This is a genomic window from Burkholderia sp. Bp9031, assembly GCF_003857965.1.
Taxonomy (GTDB): Bacteria; Pseudomonadota; Gammaproteobacteria; order Burkholderiales; family Burkholderiaceae; genus Burkholderia; species Burkholderia ambifaria_A.
Genome location: NZ_QTPW01000059.1, coordinates 1 through 18,764, shown reverse-complemented (window position 1 = coordinate 18,764; position 18,764 = coordinate 1). Strand labels below are relative to the sequence as shown.

Genomic DNA, 18,764 nt, shown 5'->3' with positions numbered 1-18,764 from the left:
TGTTCCTGTCGGCGTTCCCGAGCGCCGCGCTCACGGGGCAGTCATTCATCGTCAGCCACGGCTGGTTCATGCAGTAACGGAATCCGGTACGGGCGGCCACGATGCGCCGCTCGTGCGGAGCACCCGCCGGTAATGCCCGAACGGCATAAAAAAACGCGCTCCGGGGAGCGCGTTTTTTGTTTCGGCAGGGCGGCGGGTGACGGCTGCCGCCCGCTGACGCCGATTTACTTCAGGACCGCAGCGACTGCATGGGCGACTGCGTCGAGGTTGCGCGTGTTCAGCGCTGCAACGCAGATCCGGCCGGTGCCGACTGCGTAGATGCCGAATTCTTCGCGCAGGCGATCGACTTGCGCCGAGGTCAGGCCCGAATACGAGAACATCCCGCGCTGCGCGTTGATGAAGCTGAAGTCGCGATCGACGCCGCTCGCCTTCAGGCGCTCGACGAGACCGTTGCGCATCGCGCGGATGCGGTCGCGCATTTCGCCGAGTTCCTGCACCCACGAAGCATGCAGTTCCGGCGACGCGAGCACGGCCGCGACGACGGCGCCGCCATGGGTCGGCGGGTTCGAGTAGTTCGTGCGGATCACGCGCTTCAGTTGCGACAGCACGCGCGTCGCTTCTTCCTTGCTCGACGTGATGATCGACAGCGCGCCGACGCGCTCGCCGTACAGCGAGAACGACTTCGAGAACGACGACGACACGAATGCATTCAGGTCGGCCGAAGCAAACAGGCGCACCGCAGCCGCATCGGCCTCGATGTTCTCGCCGAAGCCCTGGTAGGCCATGTCGAGGAACGGCACGAGGTTGCGCGCCTTGACGACGTCGACGACCTGTTGCCATTGAGCTTCGGTCAGGTCCACACCGGTCGGGTTGTGGCAGCATGCGTGCAGCACGACGATCGTGCCGGCCGCATAGCCGTTCAGCGCCGACAGCATGCCTTCGAAGTTCACGCCGTTGGTGGCGGCGTCGTAGTACGGATACGCGACGACTTCAAAGCCGGCCGCTTCGAACAGCGCGCGGTGGTTCTCCCAGCTCGGGTCGCTGATCGCGACCTTCGCGTTCGGGTTCACGGTGCGCAGGAAATCGGCGCCGATCTTCAGCGCGCCCGTGCCGCCCAGTGCCTGTGCCGTGACCACGCGGCCTGCGGCGATCAGCGGCGAATCGTTGCCGAGCAGCAGCTTCTGCACCGCTGCGTCGTAGGCGGCGATCCCGTCGATCGGCAGGTAGCCGCGCGGCAGGCCGGCGTCGACGCGTGCCTTTTCCGCTTCGCGAACGGCGCGCAGCAGCGGAATCTTGCCTTCTTCGTTCGTGTACACTCCGACGCCGAGGTTGACCTTGGTCGGACGCGTATCGGCGTTGAAGGCTTCGTTCAGGCCCAGGATCGGGTCGCGGGGAGCAAGCTGGACAGCGGAGAAGAGCGACATGATGATTCGGCAGTAGTGAAAAGAGGGTCAGGCTTTCAGCCGGCGGGGCGGGCGCAGCAGACCGCGCGCCAACGGGCACGGCGCCGGAAAGCGCAGCAGCCTGACATTGTAGCGAATTCACGCTGCCGGGGGCGGCGATTGCGCGGCGAATTGCGATTTCAGCCGGTTGCCGTGCGTCAGGAGCCGTCAGCGGTTCGCAACGCCGCGAAGCGCTAGAATAGTTTTTTTGCCCTCGCTCCGGCCGCATTCCATGTCCGAACATCACGCCGAAGTCGGCGACGCGCTCGACGAATCGAAATTCGTGACCTTCGAAGGGTCGCCGTTCCAGCTCTACCAACCGTATCTGCCCGCAGGCGACCAGCCGACCGCGATCGAAACGCTCGTCGAGGGTGTCGGCGATGGCCTCGCATTCCAGACGCTGCTCGGCGTGACCGGTTCGGGCAAGACCTTCACGATGGCGAACACGATCGCGCGGCTCGGCCGCCCGGCAATCGTGTTCGCGCCGAACAAGACGCTCGCGGCGCAGCTCTACGCTGAGTTCCGCGAGTTCTTCCCGCGCAACGCGGTCGAGTACTTCGTCTCGTACTACGACTATTACCAGCCGGAAGCGTACGTGCCGCAGCGCGACCTGTTCATCGAGAAGGACTCGTCGATCAACGAGCACATCGAGCAAATGCGGCTGTCGGCGACGAAGAGCCTGATGGAGCGCCGCGACGTGGTGATCGTCGCGACAGTATCGGCAATCTACGGTATCGGCAACCCGTCCGAGTACCACCAGATGATCCTGACGCTGCGCACCGGCGACAAGCTCGGCCAGCGCGACGTGATCGCGCGGCTGATCGCGATGCAGTACTCGCGCAACGAACAGGACTTCCAGCGCGGTACGTTCCGCGTGCGCGGCGACACGATCGACATCTTCCCGGCCGAGCACGCGGAGATGGCCGTGCGCGTCGAGCTGTTCGACGACGAGGTCGAGACGCTGCAGTTGTTCGACCCGCTGACCGGGCGCGTGCGGCAGAAGATTCCGCGTTTTACCGTATATCCGTCGTCGCACTACGTGACGCCGCGCGACACCGTGATGCGTGCGGTCGAGACGATCAAGGACGAATTGCGCGAACGCCTCGAGTTCTTCCACCGAGACGGCAAGCTCGTCGAGGCGCAGCGCCTCGAACAGCGCACGCGTTTCGACCTGGAGATGCTGCAGGAGCTCGGTTTCTGCAAGGGCATCGAGAATTACTCGCGGCACTTCTCGGGCGCCGCGCCCGGCGAGCCGCCGCCGACGCTGGTCGACTACCTGCCGCCCGACGCGCTGATGCTGCTCGACGAATCGCATGTGTTGATCGGTCAGCTGAACGGGATGTACAACGGCGACCGCGCGCGCAAGGAGAACCTCGTCAACTATGGCTTCCGGCTGCCGTCGGCGCTGGACAACCGGCCGCTCAAGTTCCCGGAGTTCGAGCGCAAGATGCGTCAGGTAGTGTTCGTGTCGGCGACGCCCGCCGACTACGAGCAGCGCGTGACGGGGCAGGTCGCCGAGCAGGTGGTGCGGCCGACCGGGCTCGTCGATCCGGAAATCGAAGTGCGCCCGGCAAGCTCGCAGGTCGACGACGTGCTGACCGAGATCAACGCGCGCGTGAACGCCGGCGAGCGCGTGCTGATCACCGTGCTGACGAAGCGGATGGCCGAGCAGCTCACCGAGTTCCTGGCCGACCACGGCGTCAAGGTGCGCTACCTGCACAGCGACATCGATACGGTGGAGCGGGTCGAGATCATCCGCGACCTGCGGCTCGGCACGTTCGACGTGCTGGTCGGGATCAACCTGCTGCGCGAAGGCCTCGACATTCCGGAAGTATCGCTCGTCGCGATTCTCGACGCGGACAAGGAAGGCTTCCTGCGCGCGGAGCGCTCGCTGATCCAGACGATCGGCCGGGCCGCGCGGAACGTGAACGGCAAGGCGATCCTCTACGCGGACAACATGACCGATTCGATGAAGCGCGCGATCGGCGAGACGGAGCGGCGCCGCGCGAAGCAGATCGCGCACAACGAGAAGATGGGCATCACGCCGCGCGGCGTCGTGAAGCGCATCAAGGACATCATCGACGGCGTCTACAACGCCGACGACGCGCGTGCCGAGCTGAAGGAAGCGCAGCAACGCGCGAAGTTCGAGGACATGTCGGAAAAGCAGATCGCGAAAGAAATCAAGCGTCTCGAAAAGCAGATGGCCGATTACGCGAAGAACCTCGAGTTCGAAAAGGCCGCGGCTACGCGCGACCAACTGGCGCTGCTGCGCGAACGCGTGTTCGGCGCGAACGTGGGCGACCACATCAACGGCGGCCGGTAAATCTTTCCAAACGTCACTGAAACCTTCCGGTAACACCGTTGTAAGCCTTGTCGGATCAGGGGTTTACGCGGTGTCTTGTTTGTTCAGGAGCCGGTTCAGTGCTAAACTCCGCATGTATTGAGAATAGTTCGCATTAACGTTCTTCATCGCGTTAGTGTTTTCGGTGAGCCGTCCCGGAGGGCGGTTCGCAGCGTGTCAGACAAATAACAAGGAGTGTCCATGTTGGGTTCTTCGTTCATCCGCACGTCGGTTGCGGTAGCAGCGGCGCTTGCCGCGATGTCGGCCTCGGCGGCCGAATATCCGATCGGCAAGCAGCAGATCCAGGGCGGCATGGAAATCGGCGCGGTGTACCTGCAGCCGATCACGATGGATCCGGAAGGGATGATGCGCAAGGCGTCGGATTCCGACATCCACCTCGAAGCGGACATCCACGCGGTCAAGAACAACCCGACGGGTTTCGCCGAAGGCGACTGGATGCCGTACCTGCAGGTCACGTACAAGCTGACGAAGCAGGGCGACACGAAGTGGAAGGCCGAAGGCGACCTGATGGGCATGGTCGCGAGCGACGGCCCGCACTACGGCGATAACGTGAAGCTCGCCGGCCCGGGCAAGTATCACCTGACGATGACCGTCAAGCCGCCGATGCAGTCGGGCCACATGGCGTTCGGCCGTCACGTCGACAAGGAAACGGGCGTGGGCGCGTGGTTCAAGCCTATCACCCTCGAATACGACTTCCCGTTCGCCGGCATCGGCAAGAAGGGCGGGTACTGATCGATGGCATCACGGACGGCGCGCTTCGGGGCGCCGTCGGCGTAGAGAACCCAGAATGAAATTTCCCCAGAAAATCGTCGCCGCAGCCGCCGCGCTGTGGCTCGCCGGCGCGGCGCATGCCGCCGATCTGCCGACGTTCAAGCTCGAGATGACGGACGGCAAGCTGAATCCCGCCCGTATCGAGGTGCCGGCCGGCCAGCGCTTCAAGATCGAGATCAAGAATACCGGCAAGGGCGCCGCCGAATTCGAGAGCGTGCAGTTGCGCAAGGAGAAGGTGCTCGCGCCGGGCGCCGATTCGTTCGTGGTCGTCGCCCCGCTGTCGCCGGGCGAGTACAAGTTTTTCGACGATTTCCACCAGCAGGCACAGGGCGTGATTGTCGCGAAGTAACGCGTTTTATCTGCGTGCGGGCGCACGAGTGCCGTGCCCCGCGTGTCAGGAGGATTCAATGGGTCAGATCTTGTTCATCGTCTGGCGGGAGAGCGTCGAAGCGCTGCTCGTCGTCGGCATCCTCTATGCATGGCTGAAGAACGGCGACGACGACGCGCGCCGCGGCCTGCCCTTTCTGTGGACGGGCGTTGCAGTCGGCCTGCTGATGGCCATCGGTCTCGGCGCCGCGCTCGTCGGCTTCACCGAAGTGCTGTCCGGCGACGCGCAGGACTATTTCCAGACCGCGATGGTGCTGATCGCCTGCGTGCTGATTGTGCAGATGGTGCTGTGGATGCGCCGGCACGGCCGCACGCTGAAGCGTGACATGGAGCAGTCGCTGCAGCAGAGCACGCGCGATTCGAACTGGTGGGGCGTTGCCGTGCTGGTCGCACTCGCGATCGCCCGCGAAGGCAGCGAGACGGTGATCTTCCTGTACGGCCTCGGTTTCGGCCAGTCGGGGCACGTGGACGGCAGCCAGATGCTCGCGGTCGTGATCGGCCTTGGCCTCGCGTTCCTCACGTTCTATCTGTTGCAGCTCGGCGGCAAGTACTTCTCGTGGCGGCATTTCTTCCGCGTCACCGAAGTAATGCTGCTGTTCCTCGGCGCGGGCCTGTTCCAGACCGGCGTCGACAAGCTGATCGACAAGGAAATCCTGCCGCTCGGCATCTCGCAGGTGTGGGACACGTCCGGGATCCTCGATGATTCAGGCACGTTCGGCTCGCTCGTCGCGACGCTGACCGGCTATCGTGCACACCCGGCACTGACCAACCTGGTCGCCTATGCGGTGTACTGGGCGGTCGTCTGGCTGCTGATGAAGCGCGCGAGCCGCCGTCCGGCCGTCGTAGCAGGCCGCGCGGCATGAGCGTTGCCGCCGCAGCCAAGCCGGGCTGGCTCGCGCAGGCCGGCCAGTGGATGCAGCGCCACGGCGCAGTGATCCGCGGCATCCAGTGGGTCGTCGTCGCCGTCTATGCGTTCCTGATCATCGTGCCGGCGGTGTTGCCGCTGCCGGACGATTCCGCGCACCTGTGGAACAACCTCACGCTGATCGCACAGTTCGTGTTCTGGGGCATCTGGTGGCCGTTCGTACTGCTGTCGATGGTGATGCTCGGCCGCGTCTGGTGCGGCGTACTGTGCCCGGAAGGCGCACTCACCGAATACGCGAGCCGGTTCGGCCGCGGCGGCGCGATTCCGCGCTGGATGCGGTGGGGCGGCTGGCCGTTCGTCGCGTTCGGGCTCACGACGATCTACGGGCAGATGGTCAGCGTGTACCAGTACCCGCTCGCCGTGCTGTTCGTGCTCGGCGGTTCGACCGTCGGCGCGATCGTGATCGGCGTGCTGTACGGCCGCGAGAAGCGCGTGTGGTGCAAGTATCTGTGCCCGGTCAACGGCGTGTTCGGGTTGCTGTCGCGGCTCGCGCCGATGCGCTACAAGGTCGACGAGGATGCCTGGCGCCGCTCATACAAGAACGGCGAACACGGGCATCGCGTGATTCCGATCAATTGCGCGCCGCTCGTGCCGTTGCGCAACATGAAGGGCGCTGCCGCGTGCCACATGTGCGGCCGATGCAGCGGGCATCGTGACGCGATCGCGCTGTCGTGGCGCTCGCCTTCCGACGAGGTCGTGAACCTCGGTGCGCAGCAGGCGAACCCGTGGGACACGGCGCTGATCCTGTACGGCCTGCTCGGCGTCGCGATCGGCGCGTTCCACTGGACCGTCAGCCCGTGGTTCGTACAGATCAAGCAATGGCTTGCAGGCTGGCTGATCGATCGCGATATCACGTGGCCGCTCGAAACCAATGCACCGTGGTTCCTGCTCACGCATTATCCGGATCGCAACGACGTGTTCTCGTGGCTCGACGGCGGGCTGATCGTCAGCTACATCGTCGGTACGGGGCTCGTGTACGGCACCGCGCTGCTCGTGCTGCTGGCCGGCGCGACGCTGATGCTCGGCCGTTTCGACCGCGTGCGTCTCCATCATCTCGCGCAGGCGCTGATCCCGATTGCGGGGGCGGGCGTGTTCCTCGGGCTGTCGGCGACGACGCTGTCGCTGCTGCGGGCCGAGCACGTGCCGCTCGGCTGGGCGACCGGCGTGCGCATCGCGATTCTGGTTTGCGCGAACGCGTGGAGCGCGTGGCTTGCATGGAAGGTGACGGGGCGCTATGCGGCGTGGCCGCGCCGACTGGCTGCATTCGCGTGGTTTGCGGCCGGCCTGGCCGTCATCGACAGCGCGTGGTGGTTGATGTTCTGGGGTTTCTGATGCGGGATTGACGGCCCTGCGGTTGTGTTCTGGAGTAATTGGCGACGGGTGGCCCGCCGCCGGACTCCGGAGCGCGCTGGAGCAGCAGTGCTGATCGCGCGATGCCTTTTTCTTTTGCATCCAGACGCGCAAACAAAAAGCGACACGTCACCTTCGACGTGTCGCTTTTTTTTCTTCCAGGTGCGAGAACCAAAAAAGTGGCTTGGCTTGCTGCAACGGCTGCTTGAGTGTGTTTGCACGAAGGGGTCTAGATCTCGCGTGCAAGCCGTTACGCTGGCTACTGCCCAACACCTCTCAGGGAGGTGGTCCCCACAATACTCTGTCGTTACTTCGTCAGGATCAGTTTGCCGAGCCGGGTGGCACGCAACTGATACGTCTCTCCGTTATGCGCAATGCTGATGTGGCTATGGCCTTGCAGCAACGCATCGCTGCTGAGGGTCCGGGTGCCGGCATCCCGGCTTCCGGCGGGTTTCGCCGGCGTCGTGACCGCTGCCGTCTTCTGACGGTTGCCGCTTGCGGTGCCGCTCGTGCGGCGCAAGGTCAGCGTGGTCGGGCGCGTGGTGTCGGTCATTCGGTTGATCGGTGACTGTCGATACGATGGAATGAATTCTAAATGATAACTATTCCCATTTACAAAAACTCTTTCTCGATCGATGCGACAAATCCGATAGCTTGAATCAAAGAGGCGGCCTTCAGGCCGCCATCGACGTCAGTGGAGCGGATCGGGGTCCTTGCGCCCTTGTGCGTATTCGCGGATCAGGCGCACCGTGTCGATGTCCGACGTGCGATACGCTTCCTTGACGATGCCGTGCGTCTGACGTGCTTCCTCGCTGTCGTCCGTGACGGTTAGCGTCGTGCGGTACTCGAAGCGCAGGAACAGCTCGTGGTCGTCGCGTTCCTCGATCGTCATCGTCAGCGAACCGCCGATTTCACCGCCGGCCGCATGGATGTCGTAGCGCACTTGTTGGTTCGGGGTGAACGTCACGCGGTCGCGTACGGTCGCATGCCCGTAGTGCAGCTCGCGTTCGAGCGTCGTGTCCGTCCGTTCGTGGACGACGCAGCTGTCGAGGCCGATCACGAACAGCTGCGGCTGTTCGGCGCGCAGCACGAGGCCTTCCCAGAGCTGATCGCGGGTGAGGGACGGCACGGCCGGATCGTCGGAATTGATCTGGATCAGATGTTCGAAGTTCAAGGGGACGGGTTCCTTCTGGTGGCGGGCAGCCACATGGTTCAAGAAGTCATTGTGACGCAAAACGGGCGGCTTCGCGGCACCTGCGGCCCCGATCTCGCGTCACGCTTCGATGCGGCCCATGCGGCCGGTCTGGTAGTCGACGACGGCCTGCCGGATCTCTTCCTCGGTATTCATCACGAACGGGCCATAGCGGACGATCGGCTCGTTGAGCGGCACGCCGCCGATCAGCAGCAGGTCGAGCGGCGTATCGCCGGCTTCGAACGTCACCGCGTCACCATCGTCACCGTAGACGACCATGTGCCGCGCGTCGATGTGCTGCCTGTCGGGCCCGTAACGGCCACCTCCGTCGAGCGGGTAGGCGAACACGCGATAACCCGCGGGCACCGGCTGAGTGACCGTTGCGCCAGGTTGCAGCGTGAAATGCTGGTAGAGGATCGGCGTGCGCGTCTCGATCGCCGCGCGTACACCGAACGCTTCGCCGGCGATCACGCGGACCTGCGCACGGCCGTCCACCGACGTGGCGCTCGGGATGCGATCGGCCGGGATTTCCTGGTAGCGCGGTGCGATGAGCTTGTCGCGGCGCGGCAGGTTGACCCACAGCTGGAAGCCGTGCGAGCGCCCGCCGGCCTGCGCGAATTCGGGATCCGGCATTTCACTGTGAACGACGCCCGCGCCGGCCGTCATCCACTGGACGTCGCCTGGCCCGAGCGTACCGGCATGGCCCGCCGAGTCGCGATGGCGAAAGCGCCCGTCGAGCACGTAGGTGACGGTCTCGAAGCCGCGATGCGGATGGTCGGGCGCGCCCTTGGCTTCGCCAGGGGCGTAGTCGACGGGGCCCATTTCATCGAGCAGCAGGAACGGATCGAAATCCATCAGCAGCCGGGTCGGGAACGGGCGGTGAACCACGAAGCCGCCACCTTCGGTCGTGCGAAGTGCGGGGTACGTGCGGTCAAGCGAGCGAGCGGTCGTCATGCAGAAGCCCTCGATATCGTCGGAATAGCGTTATTTTTGAAACATAGCGCTATTATATTGGGCGTTTTACCGTCCAATTTGCGGCGGTTCGCAATGGATTGTTCTGAAATTGGAACGATGACATGAACATCGATGCACACAACCTGAACGACCTCATGTATTTTTCGCAGGTCGTCGAACACGGCGGTTTCTCGGCTGCGGAACGCGTGCTGGGTATCTCGAAATCGCGCCTGTCGCGGCGGCTGACCGAACTCGAGGCGGCGCTCGGCGTGCGCCTGCTGCAGCGTTCGACGCGCAAGCTTGCGCTGACCGAGGCGGGGGAACTGTTCTACCAGCATTGCCAGGCAATGCTCGCCGAAGCCCAGGCAGCGATGAACGCCGTGCAGCAACTGCGCGCGTCGCCGCGCGGCTCGGTGCGCGTGAGCGTCCCCGTCACGCTGTCGCAGACCATGCTGTCGCGCATCCTCCCCGAATTCCTGCACCGCTATCCCGAGGTGAAGGTACACATCCGCGTGACGAATCGCGTGATCGACCTGTTCGAGGACTCGATCGACGTCGCGTTGCGCGTGCGCTCCGAGCCACCGCAGAACGCGAATATCGTCGTGCGGCCACTGTGGCGGACCGAGCAGATGCTGGTCGGCGCGCCGAGCCTGCTGAGCCAGAATGCGCCGCCGCTCGTGCCGGACGATCTGGCGCACTTCGAAACGCTCGATACGCCGAGCGTCGACGGACGGCACGTGTTCAACCTGATCGCGCCGGACGGCACCCGTCACTTGCACGAGCACGATCCGAGGCTCGTGACGGCCGACCTGATGACGATTCGCGAGGCGGTGCTCGACGGCCTCGGCATCGCGGCGCTGCCCGAGATGATGTACGGCAATGCATTGCGCGCGGGACAATTGTCGCCGGTGATGCCGGGCTGGACGCTGCCGGTGCCGCAACTCTACGCGGTGTTCGTGTCGCGGCAGGGAATGCCGCCGGCAGTTCGCGCGTTTGTCGACTACCTGGTCGAAAAGCTCGACCACGGCGACTACAAGCAGCCGAGCTGCCCCGAGCGAGCGAAGACGGAGGCCGCGGCGGTCGATGCTCCGGCCACCTGACTGCAAGATGCGCGTCGTGGCAAATTTGTTTTGTCATTGAAGCGCCGCCTGCAATCGCAAGTTTCAATCGCCGGGGCCTTGAATGCGTCCGCGCGCAGGCCTATATTGAAATCCCATTTCGCGAAGGAAGTTCTGAGCGGAATCAGGTGGCCGCATATATTGCGAGCCAGATAGGGCAGAACGCGCAGTCCGTGCAGACCACGGTAGCCGCATTTGCGTTGCTCGAGGCGCAACCGATACCGCCGAAGAGCCCGCCGCCCGAAGGCGCCCGCGTGCGCATGAAAAAAGGCCTTCATCTGGCGATGAAGGCCTTTTACTTTGTGTGCGGCCGGCGAGGTGCGGCCGGCGAGGTTCGGCCGGCGAGGTGCGGCCGGCGAGGTGCGGCCGGCCGGACGACCGGCAAGGGGGTGCCGGCGAAACGCGCGTGCGTTACTTCGCCTTTGCAGCCGGCTCCGTCACGAAGCCGAGTTTCGTCAGGCCGCCGGCCTGCGCATCCGACATCACTTCGGCCACGCGTTCATAGGCAACCTTGCGATCGGCACGCAGGTGCAACTCCGGTTGCGGCTGATGCTTTGCCGCTTCCGCGATGTGTGCCTGCAACTGTTCGCGCGTGACCGTCTGGTCGTTCCACAGGATCGTGCCGTTGCCCTGGATCGCGACGTCGACCGTCTGCGGCTTCTCGTCGACGGGCTGGCTGCTCGCATGAGGCAGGTCGATCTTCACCGCGTGCTGCATTGCCGGGATCGTCACGAGAAAAATGATCAGGAGTACGAGCATGACGTCGACGAGCGGCGTCATGTTGATCTCGCTCATCACGCCGTCGTCGTCGTCATCGCTGAAGCCGGTGTTCATTGCCATGGTTCACCCCGTCTCAGCTGGCGCGCGTCGCAAGGCGCAGGCCGTCGCGGGCCGACGACGACGCGAGGCGCGCGCCCGTCACGAAGTACGCGTGCAGACCGTGCGCGAAGCGGCGCAGCTTGCTGACGATACCCTTGTTCGCGCGGGTCAGTGCGTTGTAGCCGAGCACGGCGGGAATCGCGACGAACAGGCCGAAGGCCGTCATGATCAGCGATTCGCCGACCGGGCCCGCGACCTGGTCGATCGACGTCTGGCCGGTTGCGCCGATCGCGAGCAGTGCGTGGTAGATGCCCCAGACCGTGCCGAACAGGCCAACGAACGGTGCCGTGCTGCCGATCGACGCGAGAATCGCGAGACCGGCCTGCATGCGCGAGATACCTTCGTCCATCGTGTCCTTCAGGCAGCGCGTGACCCAGTCCGACACGTCCATGCGGTCGTGCAGGTGCGGCTGCGTCTGATGGTGATGATCGGCGGCTTCCTTGCCCGACAGCGCGAGCGCGAGGAACGGGTTGTCGCTCGGCGTCGATGCGGCGAGGCCCAGCTTCTCGATGCCGTCATCGAAGTCGTCGGAATGCCAGAACGCCTGTTCGGCGTTCTTCGTGAGACGGTTCAGGCGAACCACGTTCCAGCCCTTGACGATGATCACGATCCACGACAGGACCGACATCACGAGCAGCGTGATCGCGATGGCGCGCGTGACGAAATCACCTTGCGCCCAGACGTGCGCGATACCGTAGCTTTGCATTTTTGTTTCCTTTGGATCTTCCGGATGAGGCAGGTTAGTCGGTGAGCCCGAAGTTGTAGGGCTGCGTACGGGCGGCACGGATCGCCTGGCCGTTCTCGATATACGGACGGCAGGTGGTCGAGCGCATCGCGTCGAGTGCGGCATCGTCGAGGCGCGGATAACCGCTGCTCTTCTGCAGATCGACGCTTTCGAGCTTGCCGGTCACGCCGACGACAAAGTGAACATAGGCGGTGCCTGATTCGCCGCGGCGGCGCGACATCGACGGGTAGTCGGGTTTCACGAAGTTGCACTGGAGCGTCGGCACGTTCTTCGGCGCACTGACCTGCATCGTTTCGCGCGCCGGGCCGGGTACGGCGGCCGGCGCTGCAGGCGCGGGCGCGGCGGGGGCAGGCGAGGGATCGGCAGCCGGTGCGGGCGTGGGGGACGGGGCCGGAGATTGTGCGACGGGCTGAGGTGTCGGCTTCGCCAACTTCTGCACCGGCTTCGGCTCGACCTTCGGCTTGACGCGCGGGGTGGGCTTCGGCGGCGCGGGCTGCGGGATCGATTCTGCCGCGACCTGCTGGGCGATCGGCGCAGGCGTGATGAGCTGCGCGGTGATCGACTGGACTTCGACCGACTTCGGCGGCGGCGCGTTGCGATGGAGCCACGCGGCCGTCAGCATGATCGCGTGTGCGGCAAGCACACCGACCGCAACGGCGATGACCCGGGGATTCATACGTGGTGCAACCGGCAAGACGCCGGCAGGAGCGGATTGCGAAGCCTGCATGTTAGCTTGAAAGAACGACGTCGCACCCGGGGCGCGGCGGGTGAATCGGTGTTACTTGCGGAAGATCAGCAGCGAGATGCACACGGTGGTCACAAATCCGATCAGCAATTCCATGACAGGCTCCTTGGCAGGTAAGCCGCTGGCTCGCGCGGAAGGTGGCTTGCTGACGGTCGGACATCAAATGCGGCACGGGCCGCTTGCGTACGCTCGGCGCCGCTCAGGCGGCCTTGCGGTCGTAGAACGTCACCGGGATCGGGTGAGCGTGGTGCTCGACACCACACTGGCTCGCGCAGACGCCTTGCTCGGCCATGAGATCGCGTACGGACTCCTCGCACTTGCCGCAGCACGTGGCCACGCCGAGCTCGAACTGGAGTTCATCGAAAGAATTCACCCCCTCGGCGAGGGACGCGCGAATCTTGCGATCGGAAACAGACTTGCACACGCAGACGATCATGATGAGTTGCGATAGCTAACGGTAATGCGAATTATTATCATTAAATTTGCCGGCGTTGACAAGCCTGAGTTTGGCTTTTTTAAGGTCATCGGACCCTCGAAATGGTGGCAGCGGAGGGCGGGCCGTGCCGGCGGTCTGCCGGCGCGCGTCAGGCGGTCGCGCAGGCGCGCGCGTTGGGCGAGGAAATGGTGACGGATTCAACCGGCGCGTCGAGGCCGAGCAGCGTCGACGCGAGTGCGCGCAGTTGCAGGCCGTCGCTTGTCGAACAGAAGCGCGGCGGCGCGGGGCGCGTGCCGGCCGCCGCGCGCAGGTTTCGTTCATCGAGCACCCGCGCGAGCTGGCGTGCGATGGCATCGCTCGTGTCGACGATCGTCAGGCGGTCGCCAACAAGGTCACGAATCGTTTCCGTGAAGAACGGGTAGTGCGTGCAGCCGAGCACCAGCGTATCGGCGCCGTCGTCGAGCATCGGTTGCAGATAACGCTCGAGCAACGCGCGCAAGGCGGGCGAGTGGGTGTCGCCGCGTTCGATCGCTTCGACGAGCCCGTGGCCCGGTTGGCAGATGAAGCGGCGGCCGGCGCCGTAGCGGTCGAGCAGCGCCTGAAAGCGCGGGCTGTTCAGCGTCGATTGCGTCGCGAGGACACCCGCGACGCCGGTCGTGGATAGCGCGGCGGCCGGTTTGATGCCGGGCTCGACACCGACGAGCGGTATCGACAGGCGTTCGCGGATGGCCGCGATCGCCCGCGCCGTTGCGGTGTTGCATGCGATGACGAGTGCTTTCGCCCCTTCGCGGGCGAGCCACTCGCCGATGGCCAGCGTGCGTTCCGTAATGAACGCCTCGTCGCGCGGGCCATACGGCGCGTAGTGCGAATCGGCAACATAGACGAACGACTCGCCGGGCAGGTGCGCACGCACGGAGCGCAGCACCGACAGTCCGCCGAGCCCCGAATCGAAGATTCCGACGGGGGCGGCGGGGCGGACCCCGGAAGCGGCTGGCTGGTGCGTCATCGTCATGCGGACGGCGAGGTGGCGATCGTGGCGGTAGCGGGGTTACTCGGGCGAACCCATCATCGTCTGCTGGTAGTTCTGCAGGCCGACCTTGCCGATCAGGTCGATCTGCGTTTCCAGCCAGTCGATGTGCTCTTCGGTGTCGTCGAGGATCTTTTCGAAGATCTCGCGCGACACGTAGTCACGCACCGATTCGCAGTAAGCGATCGCTTCCTTGCACGTGGACTGCGAGATCTGCTCGAGCTTCAGGTCGCACTTCAGGATCTCTTCGGTTTCCTCGCCGACGAGCAGCTTGTGCAGGTCCTGCAGGTTCGGCAGACCGTCGAGCATGAACACGCGCTCGATCAGCCAGTCGGCGTGCTTCATTTCGCCGATCGATTCGTCGTATTCGTGCTTGCCGAGCTTGTCGAGGCCCCAGTGCTTGTACATGCGCGCATGCAGGAAGTACTGGTTGATCGCCGTGAGTTCGTTCTTCAGTTGGGCGTTCAGGTATTCGATGACTTTCTTGTCGCCTTGCATGGCTGTTCCTTGTTCAGTGGGGCTTCAGAAACCGAACGATAATCGCTCGAACGAGAAAAGCCAAGCCTCGAAGCCTTGTCGGGCCTGCCTTTTGCAAGTAATGAGAATCAGCCCTGGAGAATGGGCCGCACGCAATAACGAGAATGAGAAGTAAAAAGGCCGGACGTGCGTCCGGCCTTTCGTGCGAGCGCGTTTAAGCGGTTGCGACCGGGATCTTGCCGATCTTCGCCTGCCACTCCTTCGGACCGGTCTGGTGCACCGACGTGCCCGACGAATCGACGGCCACCGTCACCGGCATGTCCTGCACGTCGAACTCGTAGATCGCTTCCATGCCGAGGTCTTCGAAGGCGAGCACCTTCGCGCCGCGGATCGCCTTCGACACGAGGTATGCCGCACCGCCGACCGCCATCAGGTACGCCGCCTTGTGCTTCTTGATCGCGTCGATCGCGACCGGGCCGCGTTCGGCCTTGCCGACCATCGAGATCAGGCCCGTCTGGGCGAGCATCGTCTCGGTGAACTTGTCCATCCGCGTGGCCGTCGTCGGGCCTGCCGGGCCGACCACTTCGTCACGCACCGGATCGACCGGGCCGACGTAGTAGATCACGCGGTTGGTGAAGTCGACCGGCAGCTTCTCGCCCTTCGCGAGCATGTCGGCGATGCGCTTGTGCGCAGCGTCGCGGCCCGTGAGCATCTTGCCCGACAGCAGCAGCGTCTGGCCCGGGGCCCAGCTCGCGACTTCTTCCGGCGTCAGCGTGTTCAGGTCGACGCGCTTGCTCGTTTCCGTGTTCGGCTCCCACTGGACCTTCGGCCAGGCGTCGAGCGACGGCGCTTCGAGCTTCGCGGGGCCCGAGCCGTCGAGCACGAAGTGCGCGTGGCGAGTGGCCGCGCAGTTCGGGATCAGCGCGACCGGCTTCGACGCCGCGTGCGTCGGTGCGGCCATGATCTTCACGTCGAGCACGGTGGCCAGGCCGCCGAGGCCCTGTGCACCGATGCCGAGCGCGTTGACCTTCTCGTGCAGCTCGACGCGCAGTTCCTCGACCCAGTCCTTCGGGCCGCGCGCGATGATTTCCTGGATGTCGATCGGCTCCATCAGCGATTCCTTCGCCATCAGCATCGCCTTTTCAGCGGTGCCGCCGATGCCGATCCCGAGCATGCCCGGCGGGCACCAGCCCGCGCCCATCGTCGGGACCGTCTTCAGCACCCAGTCGACGATCGAGTCGGACGGGTTCAGCATCACGAACTTCGACTTGTTCTCCGAGCCGCCGCCCTTCGCCGCGACCTGCACGTCGACCTTGTCGCCCGGCACGATCTCGTAGTGGATCACGGCCGGCGTGTTGTCCTTCGTGTTCTTGCGGGCGCCTTCCGGCGGATTGACGATCGACGCGCGCAGCACGTTGTCCGGGTGCGTGTAACCGCGGCGCACGCCTTCGTTGATCATGTCGGTGAGGCCCATCGTCGCGCCGTCCCAGCGCACGTCCATGCCGACCTTCACGAAGATCGTGACGATGCCGGTGTCCTGGCAGATCGGGCGCTTGCCTTCCGCGCACATGCGGCTGTTCGTGAGGATCTGCGCGATCGCGTCCTTCGCGGCCGGGCTCTCTTCCAGCTCGTACGCGCGGCCGAGGGCCTGGATGTAGTCGAGCGGGTGGTAGTAGCTGATGTACTGCAGCGAATCCGCGATGCTCTGGATCAGGTCTTCCTGTTTGATGACGGTCATGGCTGAGACTCTGTGGGGACTGTGGGGAATGCGTTTATGCGTTGACGGCTGCTTTGGCCGGCTTGCGGGACTCGTTCGCTGCAGGCGCGTGCGTCTCGTGGAAATGGGCCGGGTGCGTGTGGGTGGTCAGGCGGTCGACCCACGCCATCACGAGCGCCGACACGAGGAACGACACGTGGATGATCACCTGCCACATGATCGCGTGCGTCGTGTGCTGGTCCGGGTTGATGAAGGTCTTCAGCAGGTGGATCGACGAAATGCTGATGAGCGCCATCGACAGCTTGACCTTCAGCACGCCCGCGTTCACGTGGTCGAGCCACTCGGGCTCGTCGGGATGGCCCTCGATGCCGAGGCGCGACACGAAGGTTTCGTAGCCGCCGACGATCACCATGATCAGCAGGTTCGAGATCATCACCACATCGATCAGGCCGAGCACCGCGAGCATCACGCTGACCTCGTCGAGGCCGGTCGCGTGCGACAGCAGGTGCCAGACTTCCTTCAGGAACAGGAACACATAGACGCCCTGCGCGACGATCAGGCCCAGATAAAGCGGAACCTGGAGCCAGCGGCTCATGAAGATCAGTGCGGGCAGCGGGCGTAGCGGACGACGGGTGGAGCCGGGCGAATGCGGGGCAGACATGATGGAGAGTCGGGCGCTGTGCGCAGGTATCGGGGGTAATCTTGAAAAGGCGCGCTATTGTAACGCGTTGGCCGGCGCGACTGCAGCGACGCGCCGGGGTTGCCGGGGACGGATCAGGATGCGGCGGCCGGCGCGCGTTTCACGCGCAGGCTCGCGAGCACGATGCCGGTGACGACGCACGCGAGTGCCATGCCGTGTGCGAGCGTCGGGCGTTCGCCGAGGAACGCGATGCCGTACGCGGCTGCCGCGACCGGCAGCACCGCACTGAACACGCCGGCGAGGCTTCCCGGCACGTGCCGGATGCCCTTCATCCACAGCCAGAACGAGAAGATGCTGGCCGACAGCCCGTACCAGACGACGAGCGCCCATGTGCCGGCCGGCACGCTCGCGTAATCGAAATGCCACAGCGCCGTCGCGCCGAGCGGCAGCATCAGGAACAGGCCGAACAGGTGCGTATACGCGCAGATGTCGATCGGCGCGAGCGTCTGCGTGAGCCGGCGCGACAGGATCACATAGATCGATTCGCAGCAGACGGCGCCGAGGATCAGCAGGTTGCCGGTCAGCGAGCCGGACGACGTGGCGTCGGCGCCGTGCGCGGACGCGCTGCCCGCGTTCCCGTTGGCGAGATTGATCGTGATGACGCCGGCGATCGCGAGCGCGATCGACACGAGCGCACGGCCGTTCGGTTTTTCACGCAGGATCAACCATGCGAACAGCGCGACGATGGCCGGGATCGTGCTGGTGATCACGCCGGCCGCGACCGCGCTCGTGCGCTGCACGCCATTGAGCATCAGCAGGGTAAACATGAAGGTGCCGAAGAACGCCTGCAGGAACAGGTTCAGCCATTCGGCGCGCCGGACCGTACGCATCTTCACCGGGCTGAACAGCGGCCACAGCACGGCGATCGCGATCACGAAGCGCAGCGTGGCGAGGATGGCGACCGGGACGAAGACGACGATGGATTTACCGATACCGACGTTGCTGCCGACAAACAGCATCGACAGGATGAGGAAGAGGGCGTAGCGATTCAAGCTGGAGTCCGGGGGGCGAGTTCAGTTAGGATTGTAGAGTCGCGTTTGTAACAGCGTAAAGCCGACTGTAATGCGGCCGACTGTAATGCGGCCGACTGTAATGCCGCCGACCGCCATGCGGCGCCATCCGGCGTGAGAAATGGCGATGCCGCGTAAGTGACGGGTAAGTTCGAGCGCTTATCGTGGAAACCGCCGGGCCGTACGTCCACCGTCGTGTGACGTGGTGCGGCGCAGCATCGCGTGCAGCCTCCAGGCCGTGCGCGGGTGAGTGGGAGACAGCGGCGCGTATGCGCCGGCCAAGACGCGCGGCGCGCACGATCGCGCCGCCATGCAGAGGATTCATGTTCACCAAGGGGTAGTCGATGTCTGCGATTGAATCGGTTCTTCACGAAACCCGTCAGTTTGCGCCGCCCGAGGCGCTCGAGAAGGCGGCAACCATTTCCGGCATGCCGGCCTACCAGGCGCTGGCCGCCGAGGCCGAGCGCGATTACGAAGGCTTCTGGGCGCGTCTTGCCCGCGAAGGCCTCGGCTGGCACAAGCCGTTC

At 64.7% G+C, this 18,764-nt stretch carries 20 protein-coding genes; 7 read left to right on the top strand and 13 right to left on the bottom strand.

Annotation, left to right across the window (positions count from 1 at the left end):
- Positions 1 to 224: 224 nt before the first annotated feature.
- Positions 225 to 1,424: an amino acid aminotransferase gene (locus tag DIE15_RS35950; RefSeq protein ID WP_057929474.1), complete on the bottom strand. Its 1,200-nt coding sequence runs from the start codon at positions 1,422 to 1,424 to the stop codon at positions 225 to 227.
- 250 nt (positions 1,425 to 1,674) lie between these two features.
- Here DIE15_RS35950 and uvrB point away from each other — a divergent pair, with 250 nt between their 5' ends.
- The 5 genes from uvrB (at position 1,675) to DIE15_RS35920 (ending at position 7,219) form a co-directional block, all read left to right on the top strand.
- Positions 1,675 to 3,765, top strand: coding sequence for an excinuclease ABC subunit UvrB (gene uvrB, locus DIE15_RS35940; protein ID WP_057929473.1), 2,091 nt, complete (start codon positions 1,675 to 1,677; stop codon positions 3,763 to 3,765).
- Positions 3,766 to 3,984: 219 nt separating this feature from the next.
- A complete protein-coding gene (locus tag DIE15_RS35935; RefSeq protein ID WP_057929472.1) occupies positions 3,985 to 4,536 on the top strand; it encodes an iron transporter in 552 nt (183 codons plus the stop codon).
- A 55-nt stretch (positions 4,537 to 4,591) separates the two neighbouring features.
- Positions 4,592 to 4,924 carry a cupredoxin domain-containing protein gene (locus tag DIE15_RS35930; protein WP_057929471.1) on the top strand — a complete coding sequence of 111 codons (333 nt, stop codon included), beginning with the start codon at positions 4,592 to 4,594 and terminating at the stop codon, positions 4,922 to 4,924.
- Between the two features lie 58 nt (positions 4,925 to 4,982).
- Positions 4,983 to 5,825 carry an FTR1 family protein gene (locus DIE15_RS35925; RefSeq protein WP_057929470.1) on the top strand — a complete coding sequence of 281 codons (843 nt, stop codon included), beginning with the start codon at positions 4,983 to 4,985 and terminating at the stop codon, positions 5,823 to 5,825.
- Positions 5,822 to 7,219, top strand: a complete 1,398-nt coding sequence (locus DIE15_RS35920) for a 4Fe-4S binding protein (RefSeq protein WP_057929469.1) — start codon at positions 5,822 to 5,824, stop codon at positions 7,217 to 7,219. The genes DIE15_RS35925 and DIE15_RS35920 overlap by 4 nt, the downstream gene beginning before the upstream one ends.
- A 325-nt stretch (positions 7,220 to 7,544) precedes the next feature.
- Here the strand turns inward: DIE15_RS35920 and hemP are convergent, their stop codons facing one another.
- The 3 genes from hemP to DIE15_RS35900 all read right to left on the bottom strand — a co-directional run bounded on the left by hemP (position 7,545) and on the right by DIE15_RS35900 (position 9,383).
- Positions 7,545 to 7,790: a hemin uptake protein HemP gene (gene hemP / locus DIE15_RS35910; RefSeq protein ID WP_057929468.1), complete on the bottom strand. Its 246-nt coding sequence runs from the start codon at positions 7,788 to 7,790 to the stop codon at positions 7,545 to 7,547.
- A gap of 138 nt (positions 7,791 to 7,928) precedes the next feature.
- Entirely contained in the window at positions 7,929 to 8,411 is a 483-nt protein-coding gene (locus tag DIE15_RS35905; protein ID WP_044849005.1) for an SRPBCC family protein, read from the bottom strand.
- A gap of 99 nt (positions 8,412 to 8,510) precedes the next feature.
- Entirely contained in the window at positions 8,511 to 9,383 is an 873-nt protein-coding gene (locus DIE15_RS35900; RefSeq protein ID WP_057929467.1) for a pirin family protein, read from the bottom strand.
- A 122-nt stretch (positions 9,384 to 9,505) separates the two neighbouring features.
- On the opposite strand from DIE15_RS35900, the gene DIE15_RS35895 reads away from it, so the two are divergent.
- Positions 9,506 to 10,483 carry a LysR family transcriptional regulator gene (locus DIE15_RS35895; protein WP_057929466.1) on the top strand — a complete coding sequence of 326 codons (978 nt, stop codon included), beginning with the start codon at positions 9,506 to 9,508 and terminating at the stop codon, positions 10,481 to 10,483.
- 429 nt (positions 10,484 to 10,912) lie between these two features.
- Here DIE15_RS35895 and DIE15_RS35890 read toward each other — a convergent pair whose 3' ends face one another.
- The 9 genes from DIE15_RS35890 to DIE15_RS35850 form a co-directional block, all read right to left on the bottom strand.
- Complete coding sequence (locus tag DIE15_RS35890) at positions 10,913 to 11,341, bottom strand: biopolymer transporter ExbD (RefSeq protein WP_057929465.1); 429 nt, start codon at positions 11,339 to 11,341, stop codon at positions 10,913 to 10,915.
- 13 nt (positions 11,342 to 11,354) lie between these two features.
- Positions 11,355 to 12,086 (bottom strand): MotA/TolQ/ExbB proton channel family protein, encoded by a 732-nt coding sequence (locus DIE15_RS35885; protein WP_057929464.1) that lies wholly within the window; start codon positions 12,084 to 12,086, stop codon positions 11,355 to 11,357.
- A gap of 34 nt (positions 12,087 to 12,120) precedes the next feature.
- Positions 12,121 to 12,852, bottom strand: a complete 732-nt coding sequence (locus DIE15_RS35880) for an energy transducer TonB (RefSeq protein WP_124835810.1) — start codon at positions 12,850 to 12,852, stop codon at positions 12,121 to 12,123.
- 217 nt (positions 12,853 to 13,069) lie between these two features.
- Positions 13,070 to 13,306 carry a bacterioferritin-associated ferredoxin gene (locus DIE15_RS35875; RefSeq protein ID WP_057929462.1) on the bottom strand — a complete coding sequence of 79 codons (237 nt, stop codon included), beginning with the start codon at positions 13,304 to 13,306 and terminating at the stop codon, positions 13,070 to 13,072.
- A gap of 148 nt (positions 13,307 to 13,454) precedes the next feature.
- Complete coding sequence (gene murI / locus DIE15_RS35870; protein ID WP_409364331.1) at positions 13,455 to 14,318, bottom strand: glutamate racemase; 864 nt, start codon at positions 14,316 to 14,318, stop codon at positions 13,455 to 13,457.
- 36 nt (positions 14,319 to 14,354) lie between these two features.
- Positions 14,355 to 14,831, bottom strand: a complete 477-nt coding sequence (gene bfr / locus DIE15_RS35865) for a bacterioferritin (protein WP_006482753.1) — start codon at positions 14,829 to 14,831, stop codon at positions 14,355 to 14,357.
- Between the two features lie 193 nt (positions 14,832 to 15,024).
- Complete coding sequence (locus DIE15_RS35860; RefSeq protein WP_006762441.1) at positions 15,025 to 16,548, bottom strand: fumarate hydratase; 1,524 nt, start codon at positions 16,546 to 16,548, stop codon at positions 15,025 to 15,027.
- 34 nt (positions 16,549 to 16,582) lie between these two features.
- Complete coding sequence (locus tag DIE15_RS35855) at positions 16,583 to 17,188, bottom strand: TIGR00645 family protein (protein ID WP_057929461.1); 606 nt, start codon at positions 17,186 to 17,188, stop codon at positions 16,583 to 16,585.
- 113 nt (positions 17,189 to 17,301) lie between these two features.
- The gene (locus DIE15_RS35850; RefSeq protein ID WP_057929460.1) at positions 17,302 to 18,219 is read right to left on the bottom strand and encodes a DMT family transporter; all 918 of its coding nucleotides are present in this window, start codon (positions 18,217 to 18,219) and stop codon (positions 17,302 to 17,304) included.
- A 362-nt stretch (positions 18,220 to 18,581) separates the two neighbouring features.
- On the opposite strand from DIE15_RS35850, the gene DIE15_RS35840 reads away from it, so the two are divergent.
- On the top strand, positions 18,582 to 18,764 hold a 183-nt coding region (locus DIE15_RS35840; RefSeq protein WP_311772001.1), incomplete at its 3' end, for an acetyl-coenzyme A synthetase N-terminal domain-containing protein.